General features: G+C 64.9%; 14 protein-coding genes and 1 tRNA gene. 12 read left to right on the top strand and 3 right to left on the bottom strand.

The annotated features are described in order from the left end of the window. Positions 1-15 precede the first annotated feature (15 nt). From ABD679_RS08085 to ABD679_RS08045, 9 genes are all read left to right on the top strand, one after another. Positions 16-1,032 (top strand): acyltransferase family protein, encoded by a 1,017-nt coding sequence (locus ABD679_RS08085; protein ID WP_344759439.1) that lies wholly within the window; start codon positions 16-18, stop codon positions 1,030-1,032. A gap of 47 nt (positions 1,033-1,079) precedes the next feature. Next, complete coding sequence (locus tag ABD679_RS08080; RefSeq protein ID WP_344759438.1) at positions 1,080-2,615, top strand: tannase/feruloyl esterase family alpha/beta hydrolase; 1,536 nt, start codon at positions 1,080-1,082, stop codon at positions 2,613-2,615. Between the two features lie 264 nt (positions 2,616-2,879). Beyond that, complete coding sequence (locus ABD679_RS08075) at positions 2,880-5,795, top strand: ATP-binding protein (protein ID WP_344759437.1); 2,916 nt, start codon at positions 2,880-2,882, stop codon at positions 5,793-5,795. 176 nt (positions 5,796-5,971) lie between these two features. After that, positions 5,972-6,979: a LysR family transcriptional regulator gene (locus ABD679_RS08070; RefSeq protein ID WP_344759436.1), complete on the top strand. Its 1,008-nt coding sequence runs from the start codon at positions 5,972-5,974 to the stop codon at positions 6,977-6,979. A 22-nt stretch (positions 6,980-7,001) separates the two neighbouring features. Then, complete coding sequence (locus ABD679_RS08065) at positions 7,002-7,865, top strand: hypothetical protein (RefSeq protein WP_344759435.1); 864 nt, start codon at positions 7,002-7,004, stop codon at positions 7,863-7,865. Positions 7,866-8,055: 190 nt separating this feature from the next. Next, the gene (locus ABD679_RS08060; protein WP_344759434.1) at positions 8,056-8,820 is read left to right on the top strand and encodes an SDR family oxidoreductase; all 765 of its coding nucleotides are present in this window, start codon (positions 8,056-8,058) and stop codon (positions 8,818-8,820) included. Between the two features lie 396 nt (positions 8,821-9,216). Next, a complete protein-coding gene (locus tag ABD679_RS08055) occupies positions 9,217-10,017 on the top strand; it encodes an alpha/beta fold hydrolase (RefSeq protein WP_344759433.1) in 801 nt (266 codons plus the stop codon). Positions 10,018-10,041: 24 nt separating this feature from the next. Continuing rightward, complete coding sequence (locus ABD679_RS08050) at positions 10,042-11,094, top strand: alpha/beta fold hydrolase (RefSeq protein ID WP_344759431.1); 1,053 nt, start codon at positions 10,042-10,044, stop codon at positions 11,092-11,094. Positions 11,095-11,105: 11 nt separating this feature from the next. Further along, complete coding sequence (locus tag ABD679_RS08045) at positions 11,106-11,798, top strand: HD domain-containing protein (RefSeq protein ID WP_344759430.1); 693 nt, start codon at positions 11,106-11,108, stop codon at positions 11,796-11,798. A gap of 320 nt (positions 11,799-12,118) precedes the next feature. On the opposite strand, the gene ABD679_RS08040 is transcribed toward ABD679_RS08045, so the two are convergent. Continuing rightward, positions 12,119-12,568: a cupin domain-containing protein gene (locus tag ABD679_RS08040; RefSeq protein ID WP_344759429.1), complete on the bottom strand. Its 450-nt coding sequence runs from the start codon at positions 12,566-12,568 to the stop codon at positions 12,119-12,121. A gap of 26 nt (positions 12,569-12,594) precedes the next feature. Continuing rightward, positions 12,595-13,074, bottom strand: coding sequence for a carboxymuconolactone decarboxylase family protein (locus ABD679_RS08035; RefSeq protein ID WP_344759428.1), 480 nt, complete (start codon positions 13,072-13,074; stop codon positions 12,595-12,597). A 344-nt stretch (positions 13,075-13,418) separates the two neighbouring features. Here ABD679_RS08035 and ABD679_RS08030 point away from each other — a divergent pair, with 344 nt between their 5' ends. From ABD679_RS08030 to ABD679_RS08020, 3 genes are read left to right on the top strand one after another with little or no spacing between them, the layout of a single operon-like run. Next, complete coding sequence (locus ABD679_RS08030; protein ID WP_344759427.1) at positions 13,419-14,204, top strand: SDR family oxidoreductase; 786 nt, start codon at positions 13,419-13,421, stop codon at positions 14,202-14,204. Further along, entirely contained in the window at positions 14,188-14,769 is a 582-nt protein-coding gene (locus ABD679_RS08025) for an OsmC family protein (protein WP_344759426.1), read from the top strand. The genes ABD679_RS08030 and ABD679_RS08025 overlap by 17 nt, the downstream gene beginning before the upstream one ends. Before the next feature lie 19 nt (positions 14,770-14,788). Next, positions 14,789-16,096, top strand: coding sequence for a cytochrome b (locus tag ABD679_RS08020; protein ID WP_425561866.1), 1,308 nt, complete (start codon positions 14,789-14,791; stop codon positions 16,094-16,096). Positions 16,097-16,425: 329 nt separating this feature from the next. On the opposite strand, the gene ABD679_RS08015 is transcribed toward ABD679_RS08020, so the two are convergent. Then, positions 16,426-16,502 (bottom strand) — tRNA-Arg (locus ABD679_RS08015). Positions 16,503-16,580 lie beyond the last annotated feature (78 nt).

Genomic DNA, 16,580 nt, shown 5'->3' with positions numbered 1-16,580 from the left:
GGTTTTCGTCCGCTGATGCAGTACAACCCGGCACTCGACGGTGTTCGCGCCCTTTCGATCCTGGCCGTCGTATCGTTCCACTGTGAAACACCATGGGGCGATGGCGGATTCATCGGTGTGGACGTGTTCTTTGTCCTGTCCGGCTACCTCATCACGACGCTGTTGCTGGAAGAACACCGCCATGGAGGCATCGCGATCGGCGCGTTCTACATCAAGCGCGCTCTGCGGCTCTATCCGACCTTGTTGTTACTGATCGCGGCCTACGTCACGCTGGCCCCCCTCCTGAGGCCGGCGGACGACCGCTGGCTGGCCGCCGGAGCCGCCGGCTTCTATGTCATGGACTATGCGCTGGCCTTCTGGCACATCTCCTGGACAATCGGCCACACCTGGTCGCTCGGTGTCGAAGAAAAATTCTACCTGCTCTGGCCGCTTCTGCTGCCGGCACTGCTACGAACGCAGCGCCCCATTACGTGGTTGTTGGCGGCATTCACCCTCGTCACTGGCTGGCGCTATGCGACGGCGCTGACATGGAACTGGGACCAGGCCTATTTCTCCTTCGACACGCGCATGAGCGGCATCGTGCTCGGGACGATCGGGGCCGTCATGCGCCCGCAGGTATCGAAGCCCGTGGCCTTCGTGGCCTGCGCCGTGCTGGCGTTCTGTATTGCCGCGCCGTTCATGCCGTCGCTGCCCTTGCGCCTTCCGAACGAGGCGGTCACGCTGGAAATCACCCTGGCGGAAGTCGCGGGCTTCGCACTGATCTGTCACCTGGCCGAGCACGGAGGCAGCGGTTTTTTTGCTTCACGCCCGATGGCCTACATCGGCAGGCTGTCCTACGGCATCTACGTCTGGCATTTTCCGTTCGTCCTGCTGCTCAGGGACGACCACGCGCAGCCCTGGTGGGTCACAGTGCCCGCAACGCTCGTCTTCTCGTTCGCGATGGCTGCGATCTGCCTGCATCTTGTGGACGTCCCGCTCAAGCGGTGGCGCAAGCAGGCTTCGTCCGCGCCCGGCCATTCCGCGGTTGCATGACCAGGAGACATCGCCATGCGAACCCAACCACATAAAGGGAGTCAGACTTGATCCGTCGCTTTGTCACTTCCGGGTTCGCCGTGATCACGCTGCTAGCAGCGTTGCATGCCTCAGACGCCGGCGCGGCGGAATGCGGACGCCTCGAAAGACTTGAACTTCCACACGCCACAATCACATCCGCCGTCATCGTCGAGGCAGGCGCGTTCACGCCGCCTGCCAATGCCGCGCCGGCCCATGGATACCCGCCCCTGCCGGCCTTCTGTCGCGTGGCAGGCATCAGCCGGCCTGTCGCGGGCTCCAGCATTCGCTTCGAAGTCTGGATGCCGATGTCCGGCTGGAACGGCAAGTTCGTCGGCGTTGGCAATGGCGCGTGGGCCGGCACCATGCCCTATCCCGCGATGGTCGATACGCTTTCGAAAGGCTATGCGACCGCCGCGACCGATGGCGGGCACGAGGGCAGCCCCCTCGACGCCAGCTTCGCGGCCAGGCATCCGGAAAAACTCGTCGACTTCGGCCATCGCGCGCTGCACGAAACGACAGTGATCGCGAAGGCCGCCATCCACGCGTACTACGATCGGCAGGCAAGCCGCTCGCTGTTCGCCAGTTGTTCGACCGGCGGGCGCCAGGGATTGATGGAAGCGTATCGCTATCCGCACGACTACGACGGCATCTCGTCCATGGCACCGGCGAACCCGGTGGTGGCACTGATGGTTGGCTCGCTGTGGACCAGCGCCGCCGTATCGAAGGACACGGCAAGCCGGATCCCGCCAGCGGCGTTCGACCTCGTGCACAAGGCCGTACTGGCGCACTGCGATGCCAACGATGGGGTGAGGGACGGCATCATCGGCGCGCCGCAGCGCTGCGATTTCGACCCGGCTGCACTGCAATGCAAGCCCGGTGCCGACTCTGTCGACTGCCTCACCGCTCCCCAGGTTGGGGCCTTGCGCGCAATCTTCCAGGGACCACGCAATCCGCGCACGGGCCAACCCATCTACCCCGGCTTCGCCCTTGGAAGCGAAACCATGCTGCCGACCCAGGCCTCCGGCGAGGGACCTATCGCACCGGTGCTCAGCTATTTCCGCGACTTGGTCTACAACGATCCGCAGTGGGACTTCCGCAGCTTCGACTACGACCGGGACGTCAGTCTTGCGATGGCCGCGCACGACGGAGCAACGGGCGTTCCTGCATCCGGTCTTGATGCCTACCTCTCCAGCGGCCGCAAACTGCTCCTGTCTCACGGCTGGTCGGACCCCCTCGTTCCGCCGATGGCGAGCGTCGAGTTCTATCGCGCCATGGCCGCGCATCTGGACACGGAAGCAGCTACGAACGCGCGTCTCTTCATGATTCCCGGCATGGGCCATTGCGGCGGCGGCGATGGGCCGTTTGTGTTCGATGTCATCGCCATCCTCGACCAATGGGTCGAGACGGGCCGCGCGCCCGAGCGCATCGTCGCAAGCAATCCGCCGGGCGCGCCTGCGCGCACGCGTCCGCTCTGTCCTTTCCCCCGGGAAGCGGTGTATTCCGGCACCGGGAGTACGGATGATGAGAAGAATTTCCGCTGCGAACCGACTCTCCCGCACTGAGAGCGGGAATGCGTTCCAATCCAGCCCCTCGATTCGCGCCTGCGCAGCACGATCGCCGGTCCAATCGCCTCAACCGATCGAGCGGCGATAGCCGCCAGTCAAGCAACCCGCTTACCAGCCTTGGCGGCCAAGGATGCCAAGCGCCGGGGATGATGGTTTAATCGTGAATTGAGCGCGACATGGCCTGTTGCGCTCGAACAATCGATTCGATCGAACTGCTTCACGATGCACCCGGGCCATGAGGCGAGCCACAGGCGCTCAATCATGCAAGCAAAATCCAAGGATCCATCCGACTCCGCGCCATCGCCCCCAACCATCGCCCCGGCATCCGGCGATATTCGCCTGCGGTTCGGTTCTTTCGTCCTCTGGGAGAACCAGCGTCGGCTCGAATCGTCCGGCCAAACGGTGCGGCTGGGACCGCGCTCGTTCGATCTGCTATTGCACCTGGTCAAGCGGGCCGGCGAACTGGTGAGCAAGGAAGAATTGCTGTCTGCCGTCTGGACCGGTGTCGTGGTTGAGGAAGCCAGCGTCAGGGTCCACATGTCCCTGCTCCGCAAGGCCCTGGGGAAACCCGATGCCAGTGACGGTTGCAAGGAGTGGATCACCAACGTTCCACTGCGAGGCTACCGGTTCAACGGGCAGGTTGTTCGGGAGCCGGCCGACGCCCCGAGCAGGACTTTGGCACAGTCGCCTGCCTCGCTGGCGAAGCTGCCGGTGCGGCTGACCGATCTCGTCGGCCGCGACGCTGATGTGAGCGGTGTCCTGGCATCGCTGGACGGACACCGCCTGGTCACGATCGTCGGCGCGGGCGGCATCGGCAAGACCAGCGTTGCGATCCGCGCCGCGGAGCATTGCCAGCAGAAGCCGGCCATGCAGGTGGCCTTCGCCGATCTTTCTCCGTTGATTTCGCCGGATCACGTGCTTGGCACCATCGCGCGGTCGCTGGGCGTCGCCGCAGACTTGCCCGACCCCCTCCAGCGCATCACCCGCAATTCGGCTGGACGCGATGTGCTGTTGCTGATCGACAACTGCGAACACGTCGCGGATGCACTCGCGCTGCCGGTCACGCGCCTGCTGGGGGCCCTGCCGGGCCTGCGCATCCTTGCGACCAGCCGGGAGCCGCTGCGCGTGTCGGGCGAGTACGTCCTGCGCCTGTCCACGCTTGCGGTCCCCGATGCCGAAAACCTCACGCTTGCACAGGCACTGCACTGGCCCGCAGTCGAACTGCTCATCGAACGGGCCAAGGCTGCCGGCGCTGGCGGTTTCGAGGAATCGGATGGCCCGCTGCTTGCCAGGATTTCGCGCCAGCTCGACGGCATTCCCCTGGCCATCGAGCTGGTGGCCGCGCGCCTCGGCGTCCAGTCCGCCGGCAACCTCGCGCTCAGGCTCGACGACCACATGCGGCTTCTCTCCATCGACAATCGGGCGGCGCTGGCGCGCCACAGGTCGCTTGCGGCGGCACTCGATTGGAGCATTGCCCTGCTGGACGAGGACGAGTCGCGGGTCTTCCGCCGGCTGTCGGTCTTCAGGGACCGCTTCAATGTCGAATCCGCGCTCGGCGTCACCGCTGGCGACATGGATCCGGACGTTGCGTTCGACGCGTTGATCTCGTTGGCCAACAAGTCGCTGGTGTCCTTCGATGGCAACGACGCCATCGCGCCGTATCGGCTGCTTGATACGACCAGAAGCTACGCGGCTTCGCTGCTTGCGCAAAGCGATGAGCATCCGGCATTGCTGCGACGCCATGCGTTGTTCATGCTTGACCTGATGAAGGCGGCGACGGCGGATCTGCCAAACCTCACCGCGCACGATTGGGGCGACCGGTATGCCCACCACCTGGATGACGTTCGCTTTGCGCTCGGGACCTGCCTGGCGGAACCGCCGGATGCAAAGACCGCCGCGGCGTTGGTCACGTCGTCCGCACCATTGTGGTTCCACGTATCCCAGGTCGCCGAGTATCGCGACAGGGTCGCGGCGGCGCTCGAACTGGTCGAGCAGCAGCTGGAGCCCGACACGGAAACGGAAACCTGGCTGTTGAACGCGTTGATCATCGCGTTGCTGCACACCGACGTCCTGAACCCCGACCTGGGTTCGGTCTGCGACCGCGCCCTTGCCGGTGCGTTGGCAGTCGAATCGCGAGTGCTGGAACTGCAGGTCCGCTGGGGACGGTGCACGCACGACATGTTTCGCGGCGATTATGCGGCTGCGTTGCAGCAGTCGGCTACGCTGCTTGCGATCGCACAATCGTGGTCCAACCCGGCGGCACTCAATCTCGCTCACCGCGTGAGTGCGATGGCAAACCATTTCTGCGGCAGTTTCGCCGCGGCCAGGCAGCACTGCGAAACGTCGCTGCAATTGAGCGGCGGCGCCGGCCGCACGCGCACCAACATGGTCGGGGTGGACCCGGCCGTCGCGGCGAAGGCGATGCTGGCGCGGACGCTCTGGATCCAGGGCGAAACGGCGAAGGCCCTGGAGACGGCCAGCGATGCGGTGGGCCGCGCCGAATCGTCCGGGCATGCCGTCTCGCTGTGCGCCGCGCTTTACGGTGCCTGCCCCGTCGCCCTGTGGTCGGGCGAGCTCGAGCTTGCCGGCAAGTGGATCCGCGTGATGACGGACGAAGCGCAGCGCAAGGGGTTGGTGGGTTGGCTCCGGTACGCCGACTGGTACTTCCAGGGGCTGCAGCTGTTCACCGCCCAGGATCCCGCTCTGCATGTCCGCGAGGTGTCCGGCCAGTTCGCGAACTACGACCCGCCGCGCAGGGAGATGCTCGTGACGTTCTGCACCGACTGGGTCGATGACGGAATGGTCGCGCGGCTCTCGCACGGGGAAGGCCTGTGGAGCGCCGCCGAAGTCTGGCGTGCCCTTGGTCGGCAAAGCGAGCTGCGCGGTGTGACCGATGAAGCCGAAGGTTTCTATTTCCGGGCGCTCGAAACCTCGAGGCAGCAAGGCGCGAAGTCCTGGGAATTGCGCGCCGGGCTGAGTCTGGCAAGGATGTGGGCGTACCTGGGCCGGCCGCAACAGGCGCTGCAACTGCTTGAGCAGACCTGCGCGAACGTTCCCGACCAAGGCGGCCCGGCGATCGCGCAGGCCTGCGGGTTGCGTGACGAGATCGCCCGGGGCCTGCCTTTGGCCCACGACGACCGGAAAGCAGCAGGATTGCCCCACGCTGACGGCGGTTGAAGCCGCGAACATGGTCGTGCCGGCAGGAACCCACGGCGGACAGGCCGCCGGTCATGTCCTTTACATCGATTGACAGGCATTAACTGGCGCTTGAGGCGTCCGGGCGAGCACGGTAGGCAAGCGGTTCGCATCGCGAGATCGAACGCCCCGCCCTCACCAAGCCGGAAGCCGCCGCCATGACCTCCCCCACGCTCCTCTCTCCGCCCACGGATCCCCTGGCCACCAGCTTCGCCACCACCTATGCCGGCGTCGTCGCCTTCATCGCCGTGGTCGCGGAGGGCAGTTTCGCGCGGGCGGGCGACCGCCTGGGCATCGGCCGCTCCGCGGTGAGCCGCAATGTCCAGAAGCTGGAGGACCAGTTGAACGTTCGGCTCCTGCATCGAACCACGCGGAGCACGGCACCCACCCCCGAAGGCGACCTGTTCTATGCAAGCTGTCATAGCGGGGTCTCCCGGATCGTCCAGGCAGTCGAGGAAATGCGGGACCTTCGGGATGGTCCGCCGCGTGGTCATCTTCGCGTCAGTTCGGCAACCGGTTTCGGTCGTAAGGTGGTGGCGCCGCTGTTGCGCGACTTTCAGGCCATCTATCCCGAGGTATCGATCGACCTGCTCCTGAGCGACAAGCCGACCGACTTCACATCCGACCGCATCGACATCGCGTTCCGCAATGGACGCATGGAGGACGCCGAGATCATCGCCAGGCAGGTCATCCCCATGCAGCTGCTGGTCTGCGCCTCCCCCGAATACCAGAAGGCCCACGGGCTGCCCGCCATGATGGACGACCTGGCCAATCACGAATGCATCAACTATCGGCTTGGCTCCGGCCGGATAGCCGAATGGGAGTTCAAGGTAGAGGGCCAGATCCGCAAGCTCCTGCCGCAGGCCAGGCTCACCTGCAACGATCCCGAAACGGTGCTGCAGGCCGTGCTCGACGGACAAGGCATCGCCCAGATGCCTGGTTACCTGGTCTGTGAGGCACTGAGGTCCGGCGCCCTGATTCCCTGCCTGATGCAATACGCGCCCGATGACCGCGGCCACCACATCTGCTATCTGAGCCGACAGCACATGCCGTCGCGCATGCGAGTGTTCATCGACTTCATGATCGCCAGGATCCGGGCTTCGGACCTGCAGTGCCCGACCGGGCTGGCATACGGCTTCCAAAAGCCGGCGGCCGAGGCCGCCTGATAGCGCATGCACTCCCGAGACCATGCTGAACATCCTGCTGCAAACCACGATCGACGACGTGCCGGACGACTGGAACGTCGGGCGGTTCAGCCGCTTGAGCGAATTCCTGTCGCAACTCAGGGACGACCAGGGGCTACTTGCCTTCGGGGTGACCGCGCGCAATCGCGCCGCACGCGGGAAGCCGGATCCCGTGCTGTCAAACCTGCATGCATCGGGCTTCCACCAACTGTGGCTTCTCGCCGTCGATGGCGGTGACGGCCTGACCGCCGAGGACTGCGCGGGCATCAGCCGGTTCCGCCAGCGCGGTGGCAGCCTGGTGGTCACGCGCGATCACATGGATCTGGGCAGCTCGATCTGCAACCTGGGTGGCATCGGCGCCGCGCATCACTTCCACAGCCATAACCCGGAGCGCGACGAAGCCCGTCGCTGTGTCGACAACCTCTTCTCATCCCCGATCTCCTGGCCCAACTACTACTCCGGCGCCAACGGGGATTTCCAGCGCGTCCGGCCCGTCGGCAACATCCACCCGGTGATGCGGGACAGGCAGTCGCCCACCGGCGTCATCCAGTACCTCCCGGCCCATCCGCACGAGGGCGCCGTGAGCGCTCCGCCGGACGATCCGAGCGCCCGGGTCGTCATGGAGGGGCAGAGTCTGGCGTCGACCCGGCGATTCAACGTCGCCGTCGCCTTCGAACGCTCCGGACACGGCGGACGCGCCATCGCCCAATCGAGCTTCCATCACTTCACCGACTACAACTGGAACCCCGAGGCCGGCTGCCCCTCCTTCGTGAGCGAGCCTGCCGGCGATGCAATCACCCGGTTTCCCGAAGCGCTCCGCTCGACGAAGCAGTACGTCCGCAACGTCGCTTTCTGGCTCGGCGGCTGAAGTCCGACTCCGAATGGCGGATCGCCCGGACTGCGTCTCGCCTGCACGTGTCCGGCATTGGTGCATCCAGGGAAGCGCCGCCGTTCCGGCTGCGGATCTACCGGAGTACGGAGGGGACTCCTAGCATCGAAGCGCAAGCCGGGATGCGGGCTCATCGACACGCCAACCGGCAACTCACCACGAGGCAGGCATGAACATCGTTGTCATGGGTGGAAGGGGCCTGGTCGGCCGGAACATCGTCGAGAGACTGCGCGCACAGCGCCACCGCGTGTCGGCCGCATCCCGATCGACAGGCGTGGACCTGATCACCGGGAAAGGATTGGCGGACAGCCTGGTTGGCGCCGATGTCGTTGTCGATGTCAGCAATTCGCCAACTTTCGACGACATGGCTGCCTTCGAGTTCTTCAAGACCGCCATTTCCAATCTTCTCGATGCCGAGAAGCGCGCCGGCGTGAAGCACCACGTGTCGCTTTCCGTGGTAGGGACGGGCCGCCTCGACGCAAGCCCCTACCTTCGTGGAAAGGCGTTGCAGGAACACGCAATCGCCTCGTCTGGCATCCCGTTCACCATCGTGCACGCGACGCAATTCTTCGAGTTCCTCCTCGACATCATCACCTACGCCATCGACGGCCAGGCTATTCGCCTGTCACCCGCCTACATCGAGCCCGTTGCCTCCGACGATGTCGCCGCGACAATCGCGCGTGTCGCCGCCAACGCGCCCGTCAATGGTTCGATCGAGATCGCCGGACCAGAGCGTGCCAGGATGTCCGAACTCATCCGGCAATTCGTCATCGACATGGAAGCACCTTACGAGGTGTGCACCGATCCCGGCGCACCCTACTTCGGCGCCACGCTGGACGAATGCGTCCTGCTCCCGCGCGAAGACGCCGAACGCGGAAAGCTGGGATTCCAGGCCTGGATCGAACGGTCGGAGTACGCGCTCGCCAACTGGTGATCCCCATCCGGGCATCGATGTCATGGGCATGCCCGCGTACGCCGAACCCGGAGATCGCGCGCGTGCCGCATGCATGCCGGCCCGGATTGATGCCCGGGCGACAACACGGTGACGACCGTTTCTCGTCTTCCGCTCACCCACGCCCGGACCCAGAATTTCTCCAGCTTCCCACCCATGGCAACGAAGACGACGGGTGTCAGTTCGTCGAGGCGGCTGTAACGGGACGTGCACTTTCCACCCGTTCGTGCACGGGACAAACCCACGTTGGCGCGGCGTCCCCGCGGAGTGCCAATCAGCCACACGACGACGCCATGGGCGGGAAGCCTCTCATCCGGGAATCCAATCAAGTCGATCCCATCCAGCACACCTTTCCCCACCGAATCCACGGAGGCCTCCATGAACACACTGATCAAGCGACTGGCGCTCTTCAGCGTCCTGTTCCTCGCCTTCTCTGCGCTCTGTGCCGAATCGAAGGAAGTCGCGCGTCCCGCGGCCAGGCCCACGATCGTCCTCGTCCATGGCGCATTCGCCGATTCCTCCAGCTGGAACGACGTGGCCGGCAACCTCGTTGCCCGCGGCTTTCCCGTCGTCGCCGCTGCCAATCCCCTGCGCAGCGTCAAGTACGACGCCGCCTATCTTGACGCCCTGCTCGAGACAATCACCGGGCCGGTCGTGCTGGTCGGTCATTCCTATGGCGGGATGGTGATCAGCAACGTCGATTCCGGGCGCCACGAGATCAAGGCCTTGGTCTATGTCGCGGCATTCGCGCCGGAGACCGGCGAAACCGCTGCCGGCCTCTCCGCGAGGTTTCCCGGGAGCACGCTCGCCGCCGCCCTGGGGCCGCCCGTCGCGCTGCCCGATGGCAGCAATGATCTCTACATCCAGCAGGCACGCTTCCACCAGCAGTTCGCGGCCGACGTCCCCGCCGGTCCGGCAGCCGCGGCGGCGATCGCCCAGCGCCCCGTGACCGACAAGGCGCTGAATGAAGCATCCGGCCCACCCGCGTGGGGATCGATTCCGTCGTGGTCGGTCTTTGGCAGCCTGGACAGGAACATTCCGCCGGAATCCCTGCGTTTCATGGCCCGACGCGCACGGTCGCACCGGGTCGTCGAGATCGATGGCGCCTCGCACCTCGTCATGGTGTCGCACCCGGATGAAGTAGCCCGTCTCATCGTCGAAGCCGCGGAATCGCGTTGAGTTCGCAACCACCGGAGAAATCCCATGCAGGAACACATCGACCGGCGGCGGCGTGCGATGATCGGCGCCGCTGCAAAGGGGATTGCCGTGGGCGGCATCACCGCGGCTGCCGGCCATTCGTTGATCTCCCGCGCAGCCACGGCGTCCCCACGCGCCGGACTGCGTGCCGGGTTGGGGCAAGCAAGGACGATCCGGGCCGGCCAGCTGGACGTGGCCTATTTCGAATCCGGGCCACGGGACGGGAACCCCGTCCTCCTGCTCCACGGGTTTCCATACGACGTCCATAGCTATCAGGAAGTCGCACCGATACTGGCCTCGCGGGGATGCCGCGTCGTGGTCCCCTACCTGCGTGGGCATGGACCAACGCGCTTCATCGATGCCAATGAGCCGCGCGCGGGACAGCAGGGCGCGATCGGAGCGGATGTCATCGACCTGATGGATGCCCTGGGGATGCACAGCGCCGTCCTGGCTGGCTACGACTGGGGTGGCAGGGCCGCGTGCGTGGCTGCCGCGCTTTGGCCTCACCGGTGTCGTGGCCTGGTCTCCGTGAACAGTTACCTGATCCAGGATATTGCGCACGCGGGACGGCCTGCGCCCGCACGCATCGAATGGGGCCTGTGGTACCAGCATTACTTCCAGAGCGAACGTGGCCGCGCTGGATTGACGGCAAACCGAAGGGAAGTCGCGCGGATCCTGTGGGAGAACAATTCACCGACCTGGGCGTTCGACGATGCGACGTTCGAGCGCAGCGCAGAGGCCTTCGACAACCCGGATTTCGTAGACGTGGTGATTCATTCGTATCGTCACCGGATGGGTTTGGCGGATGGGTTCGCCCGCTATCGGGAAATCGAGAACCGGCTGGCCTCGCTGCCGCCGATTACCGTGCCCGCAATCACCCTGGACGGTGATGCGGACGGCGTTGTTCCGGCGACGGACGGCAAGTCCAGCGCGGCGCTGTTTGCCGGTCGCAGGACGCATCGCATCGTCGATGGCGTCGGACACAACCTGCCGCAGGAAGCACCACGGGCATTCGCCGACGCAGTGCTGGACCTGCTTGCGCCAACCGGATCTCCATAGGAGGGATTCCCATGCAAGCGCTGTCGCGCATCGCCCCGCCCCCGCACTCTCGCCATTCCCCCGAGCCCGCCACGCGTACTTTGGCCGGAATCACTCTGCCTGACACGCTCCTGGTCTCGCGGGCCCTCGAGTACGTGCGCGAAAACTCCGACCCCTACCTTTTCAACCACGTCATGCGATCCTGGCTGTTCGCAGTGATACTGGCGGAGCAGAAGGGCGAACCTTACGATGCCGAAGTGCTGGCCGTTGCGACGCTGCTGCACGATCTCGGCCTGACGAAGGCAGCCAGTGGTCCTCTCCGCTTCGAGGTGGAAGGCGCCAATGCCGCGCGTGCGTTTGTCCGCCGCGAGGGCCTGGATGAACGTCGCGCCCAACTGGTCTGGGACAGCATCGCGCTCAACTCCACGCCCTCGATCTGCCTCCACAAGGAAACCGAAGCCGCGCTGTGCACCCTGGGTGTTGGCGTCGACTGGGGTGGATGGCACCATGAATCGATTCCGCGAGCCGACATGGCGCGGATCCTCGAGACGTTCCCCCGCCTGGGCATGAAGCATCGCTTCGCGCATGCGGTTTGCAGGATCGCCGAGGCGCGACCCGAGACCACATACGACAACTTCGCCAGGGATTTCGGCAAGCGTTTCGTGCCGGATTACGATCCGCCTTCGGCGGTGGAAGCGCTGCTGGAATCCCCGTTCGAGGAGTAGCGCGGTTCCGCGAACCGGCCGGGCGATCCGCGACCGCGGGCTCCGGACCTGCGGTCGGTCTTGCCCGGGCGGTGGTTCTCCGCGATCACGCTCGCCCATCGGCACCGGACTTCGCACGCGCGCAACTGGCATGTCTTTCGTGTGGTGTCACGAAGCCGCACCGTTTCGTGTCATCCCCCGATCAGTTTGCGTTCGACGCCCGACATTGCATCGGCGCGTTGCTCCCCCAGGATCCGCGCTGAGAAAAAGCCCCGGTTCTACCCGGGGCCCCAGAATGCCTGGGAAAGACACGGTTCTGACGGAGATTCGTGGCGCGGGCCTCAGTCGGCGGGAATCACCGCGGGCTTGCCGGCGTCCTTGATCAGGAACGCGAGGAACCTGGCCGGCTTCCGTGAACTGGCATTGCGCCCGACCGTGTGCAGGTCTTCGGGGCGCTCATGAAAGGTATCGCCGGGACCCAAGGTGACTTCGCTGCCACCGGCAACGCCCATGATGACGTTTCCTTCCAGGACATAGACGAACGCTTCGGCATCGTGGCGATGGACCGGATCGACCGCGCCCGGCGGGAACTCGACCGACAGGAGCAGGACTTCCTTGCCCGGAAACTCTGGCAATGGCTGGGTCATGACCGGCGTGGCGATCGGCGATGGCGCGGCGGCGACAGGTTCCTGCGCCATCGCCACGGTTGACGAGAGCAGCAGGCAAAAGCCGAGGCAATGATGGATGCTCATCGAAGGCTCCTTTTGGGGGACGTGGGGGAGATCGGGCACCGGCAGTGCCCGGCCGATGCCTTGGATCAGGCGAGGTTTGCCTTGTCCAGTCCGTACGCCTTGTCGCGGCTGCCGGGCACGGTCCTGAAACCGATGTTGATCCGGTTCCAGGCATTGATCGACGCAACGATGAACGCCAGGTCGGACATTTCCTTTTCCGAGAGTTGCGCGCGGACCCGCTCGTAGTAGTCGTCGGCCACGCCCTGCGCCGGGATCTGCGTGAGCACTTCGGCCCATGCCAGCGACGCGCGCTCGCGCGGGTTGAACAACGGCGACTCGCGCCATGCGGGGAGATGGAGGATGCGCAGCGGACGCTCACCGCGGATCGTGGCCTGCTTGACGTGCATGTCCAGGCAGAAGGCGCAGCCGTTGATTTGCGAGGCGCGAATCTTCACCAGGTCCTGGATCGACTCCTCGATGGTCGTCTTCTTGAACAGCGCGTCGAGCTCGACGAGCTTCCTGGTCAGTTCCGGGGATTGCTGCATGAAATCGGCGCGTTGGCTCATGTCGATGCTCCTTGGAAAGGGGGAAGGTCTGGGATGGCGCGAAGGCTTCCGCGCCCGGGTCGACGTTAGATAGCGCCTCGGCCTCGCGGTAGACCCGAGGGCGTACGCATGGTGTTGCGCACTCGGAAACAGTGCCATTGCCGCGGCTGCCACCGCTGGTTTGCGCAAGCGTCTTGTCGGCACAGTCGAAGCGCACGGGATTGGTGCGCAAAGGGCAACACCATGCAGGCCGACACGAGTCTTCTGCCATCGACGCACGCTCCCTAGCATCCCCAGGTGTTCCGGCACTCCCGGAAACGGGACTCCAATCGCCCTCCCCCCAAATCCCAGCGTGGAGAAACAACATGAAATTCGTAGTGATCGGTGGTACCGGACTCATTGGCAGCAAGGTCGTCTCGCGACTGGCCGGACAAGGTCACGAGGTGATTGCGGCGGCGCCCTCCACCGGCATCGACATCCTGACCGGCGAGGGCCTGGACGCCGCCATGGCAGGAGCGGACGTGGTCATCGATCTGGCGAATTCGCCCTCGTTCGAAGACGCCGCAGTGCTCGACTTCTTCCAGACTGCAGGCCGCAACGTGCTGGGCACCGAAGCCAGGGCCGGTGTCGGCCACCACGTGGCGCTGTCGGTAGTGGGTACCGAGAAACTGGAAGCCAGTGGCTATTTCCGCGGCAAGATCGCGCAGGAAGCCCTGATCCGCGAGTCCGGCATGCCCTACACCATCATCCATTCCACCCAGTTCTTCGAGTTCTTGCCGCGCATGATCCAGTCGGCCGCCGACGGCAACACGGTGCGGCTGTCACCGGCGCTGGTGCAGCCCATCGCCGCCGCAGACGTCGCCAGGAACGTGGCGCGATTGGCACAGGAGGCACCGATCAACGGCATCATCGAAATCGCCGGCCCCCAGAGCGAGTCGCTGGCCAGCCTGGCCAAGCGCTTCATGGCGATCACCGGAGATCCGCGCGACGTGGTCAGCGACGTGCACGCACCCTACTTCGGCGCCGAGCTCGACAACGACACCTTGATGCCGGGCGCGTCTGCCTGGCACGGCGAACTGAGCTTCGAGCGCTGGGTCGTCGACCAGCCCCGCTTCGTTCCAACCGACGCGCCGCATGCGCAAGCGTCGTGATGCCAGCCGTGTACCGGCCTCGCCCATCCGCATCTCCGATCACACCAATGGTCTTCCCGTGACGCCTTTACAGCCACCTCCGCAGAGCCTTCTGGACAAGTACCACGGCGAGGACGCCAAACCGATCTACACCGGTCGCGTACGCGTGACCGGCGGGGAAGCCGCGCATGGACGCGCTTCGGGCATCGTGAAATCCGATGACGGCGCACTCGACGTCGCCATGCGCCTGCCACTGGAACTCGGCGGACCGGGTGGTGGCACCAATCCCGAGCAGTTGCTGGCTGCGGGCTACGCAGCCTGTTTCCATGGCGCCTTGAGCCTGCTCGCCGCGCGCGCCGGGATCGCCCTGCTCGATGCCAGCGTGGAAGCTACCGTGACCGCCGCCCGGGACCCGGTCGACGGTCTGTTCCTGCTCACGGCCGAAGCCCGGATCAGCCTGCCCGGCCTCGATCGCGCACTCGCGGCGGAACTGGTCCGCAGCACGGAGCGCATCTGCCCCTACACCAAGATGTTCCGCCAAGGCATCAAGCACGTCATCGCCCTCGACGAATCATCGCCGGACTAGAGCCGGGAGTGATGAAGCCATGGCCCTGAAGATCGTCCGCCTGCATCCGAAGAACCGCGTGCTGGGCTGGATCGAGGAGCGCCTGCCCTGGCTGTCTTTCGTCTCGGCCCACACCGCGACCTATTACGCGCCGAAGAACTTCAACGTCTGGTACCTGTTCGGCGCGCTGGCGGGAGTGGCGCTGGTCAACCAGCTGTTCACGGGCATCTTCCTGGCGATGCACTTCAAGCCGTCCGCGGCCGAAGCATTCTCGTCGGTCGAGTACATCATGCGCGACGTGCCGTGGGGCTGGCTGATCCGCTACATGCACAGCACCGGCGCCTCGCTGTTCTTCGTCGTCGTCTACCTGCACATGTTCCGCGCGCTGCTGTACGGGTCGTACAAGAAGCCGCGCGAGCTGGTCTGGGTGCTGGGGATGCTGGTGTATCTGGTGCTGATGGCCGAGGCGTTCATGGGTTACGTGCTGCCGTGGGGCCAGATGTCGTTCTGGGGCGCCAAGGTGATCATCTCGCTGTTCGGCGCGATACCCGTCGTCGGCAACGGCTTGACCGAATGGATCATGGGCGACTACCTGCCGGGCGACGCCACCCTCAACCGCTTCTTCGCGTTGCACGTGATCGCGTTGCCGCTGGCGCTGCTGTTGCTGGTGACGATCCATATCCTGGCGCTGCACGAGATGGGCTCCAACAATCCGGACGGGATCGAGATCGGCGACAGCCTCGATGCGAAAGGCGTGCCACTCGACGGCATTCCCTTCCATCCCTATTACAGCGTCGAGGATCTTCTCAGCACGGCCGTGTTCCTGCTCGTGGGCGCCTTCATCATTTTCTTTGCCCCCACCTTCGGCGGCTGGTTCCTCGAGCACGACAACTTCGTCGAGGCCAACCGCCTGGTGACGCCGGAACACATCAAGCCAGTGTGGTACTTCACCCCCTACTACGCGATGTTGCGCGTCGTGCCCGCGTTCCTCGGGATCAAGCTGTGGGGCGTGCTGGTCATGTTCGCGGCAATCGCCGTGCTGTTCTTCATGCCGTGGCTGGATCGCGGGAAGGTGAAGTCAATCCGCTACCGCGGCCAGGGCTACAAGGTTGCGCTCGTCTTGTTTGCATTGTCGTTCCTGATGCTCGGCGCCATCGGCGCGGGCGTGTTCGCCCAGGCACTCCCGCACTGGCTTGGGCACGACGTCGACGCCAACCGCATCGAGACCTGGTTCGGGCGCTTCTGGACGGCCATCTACTTCGGGTTTTTCGCCTTCGTATGGGCATACACGCGCTTCGGCCTGGAAAAGACCAAGCCGGTGCCGGAGCGCCTGACCTCCCACGCGTGAGGCGACCGCCTTACTGCGCCGGACCAGCCATTCCTCGTCCCGAATCAGTACCCGTGCGCGGGGTGCCGCGACTCCTTCCAGCACCATTCCCCTGTTGCCGCTGCGCGAACAGCCACGCTTTGATGTGGCCACGCGAACTGAAAGCCATTCATGAGGGATGATGCCCCCATATCGCAAATGGTAGGACGACCAAACGTTTCGAGTATTTTTCTTGGTTTGGGCACGCACCCGGGAGAGGCACGGGCACGGAATGGGCACGGGGACAGTCCCGACCCGAAAAAGCAAAAGGGCCAACGAGCGCTAGCCCGTTGGCCCTAATACTTTTCAGATGGCGCGCCCGGAAGGATTCGAACCTCCGACCCCCAAGTTCGTAGCCTGGTGCTCTATCCAGCTGAGCTACGGGCGCGTGTGAAACAGAAGCGGAATTTTGCCGGAATACCGGCAGGTCCGTCAATCAAAATCCCTTGATCGTTCCTTCCTGCGC

The sequence above is a fragment of the Luteimonas lutimaris genome (genome assembly GCF_039537065.1).
In the GTDB taxonomy this organism is placed as follows: domain Bacteria; phylum Pseudomonadota; class Gammaproteobacteria; order Xanthomonadales; family Xanthomonadaceae; genus Luteimonas; species Luteimonas lutimaris.
Note: the sequence above shows the minus strand (reverse complement) of the source record. Positions and strands in the feature narration are given on the sequence as shown.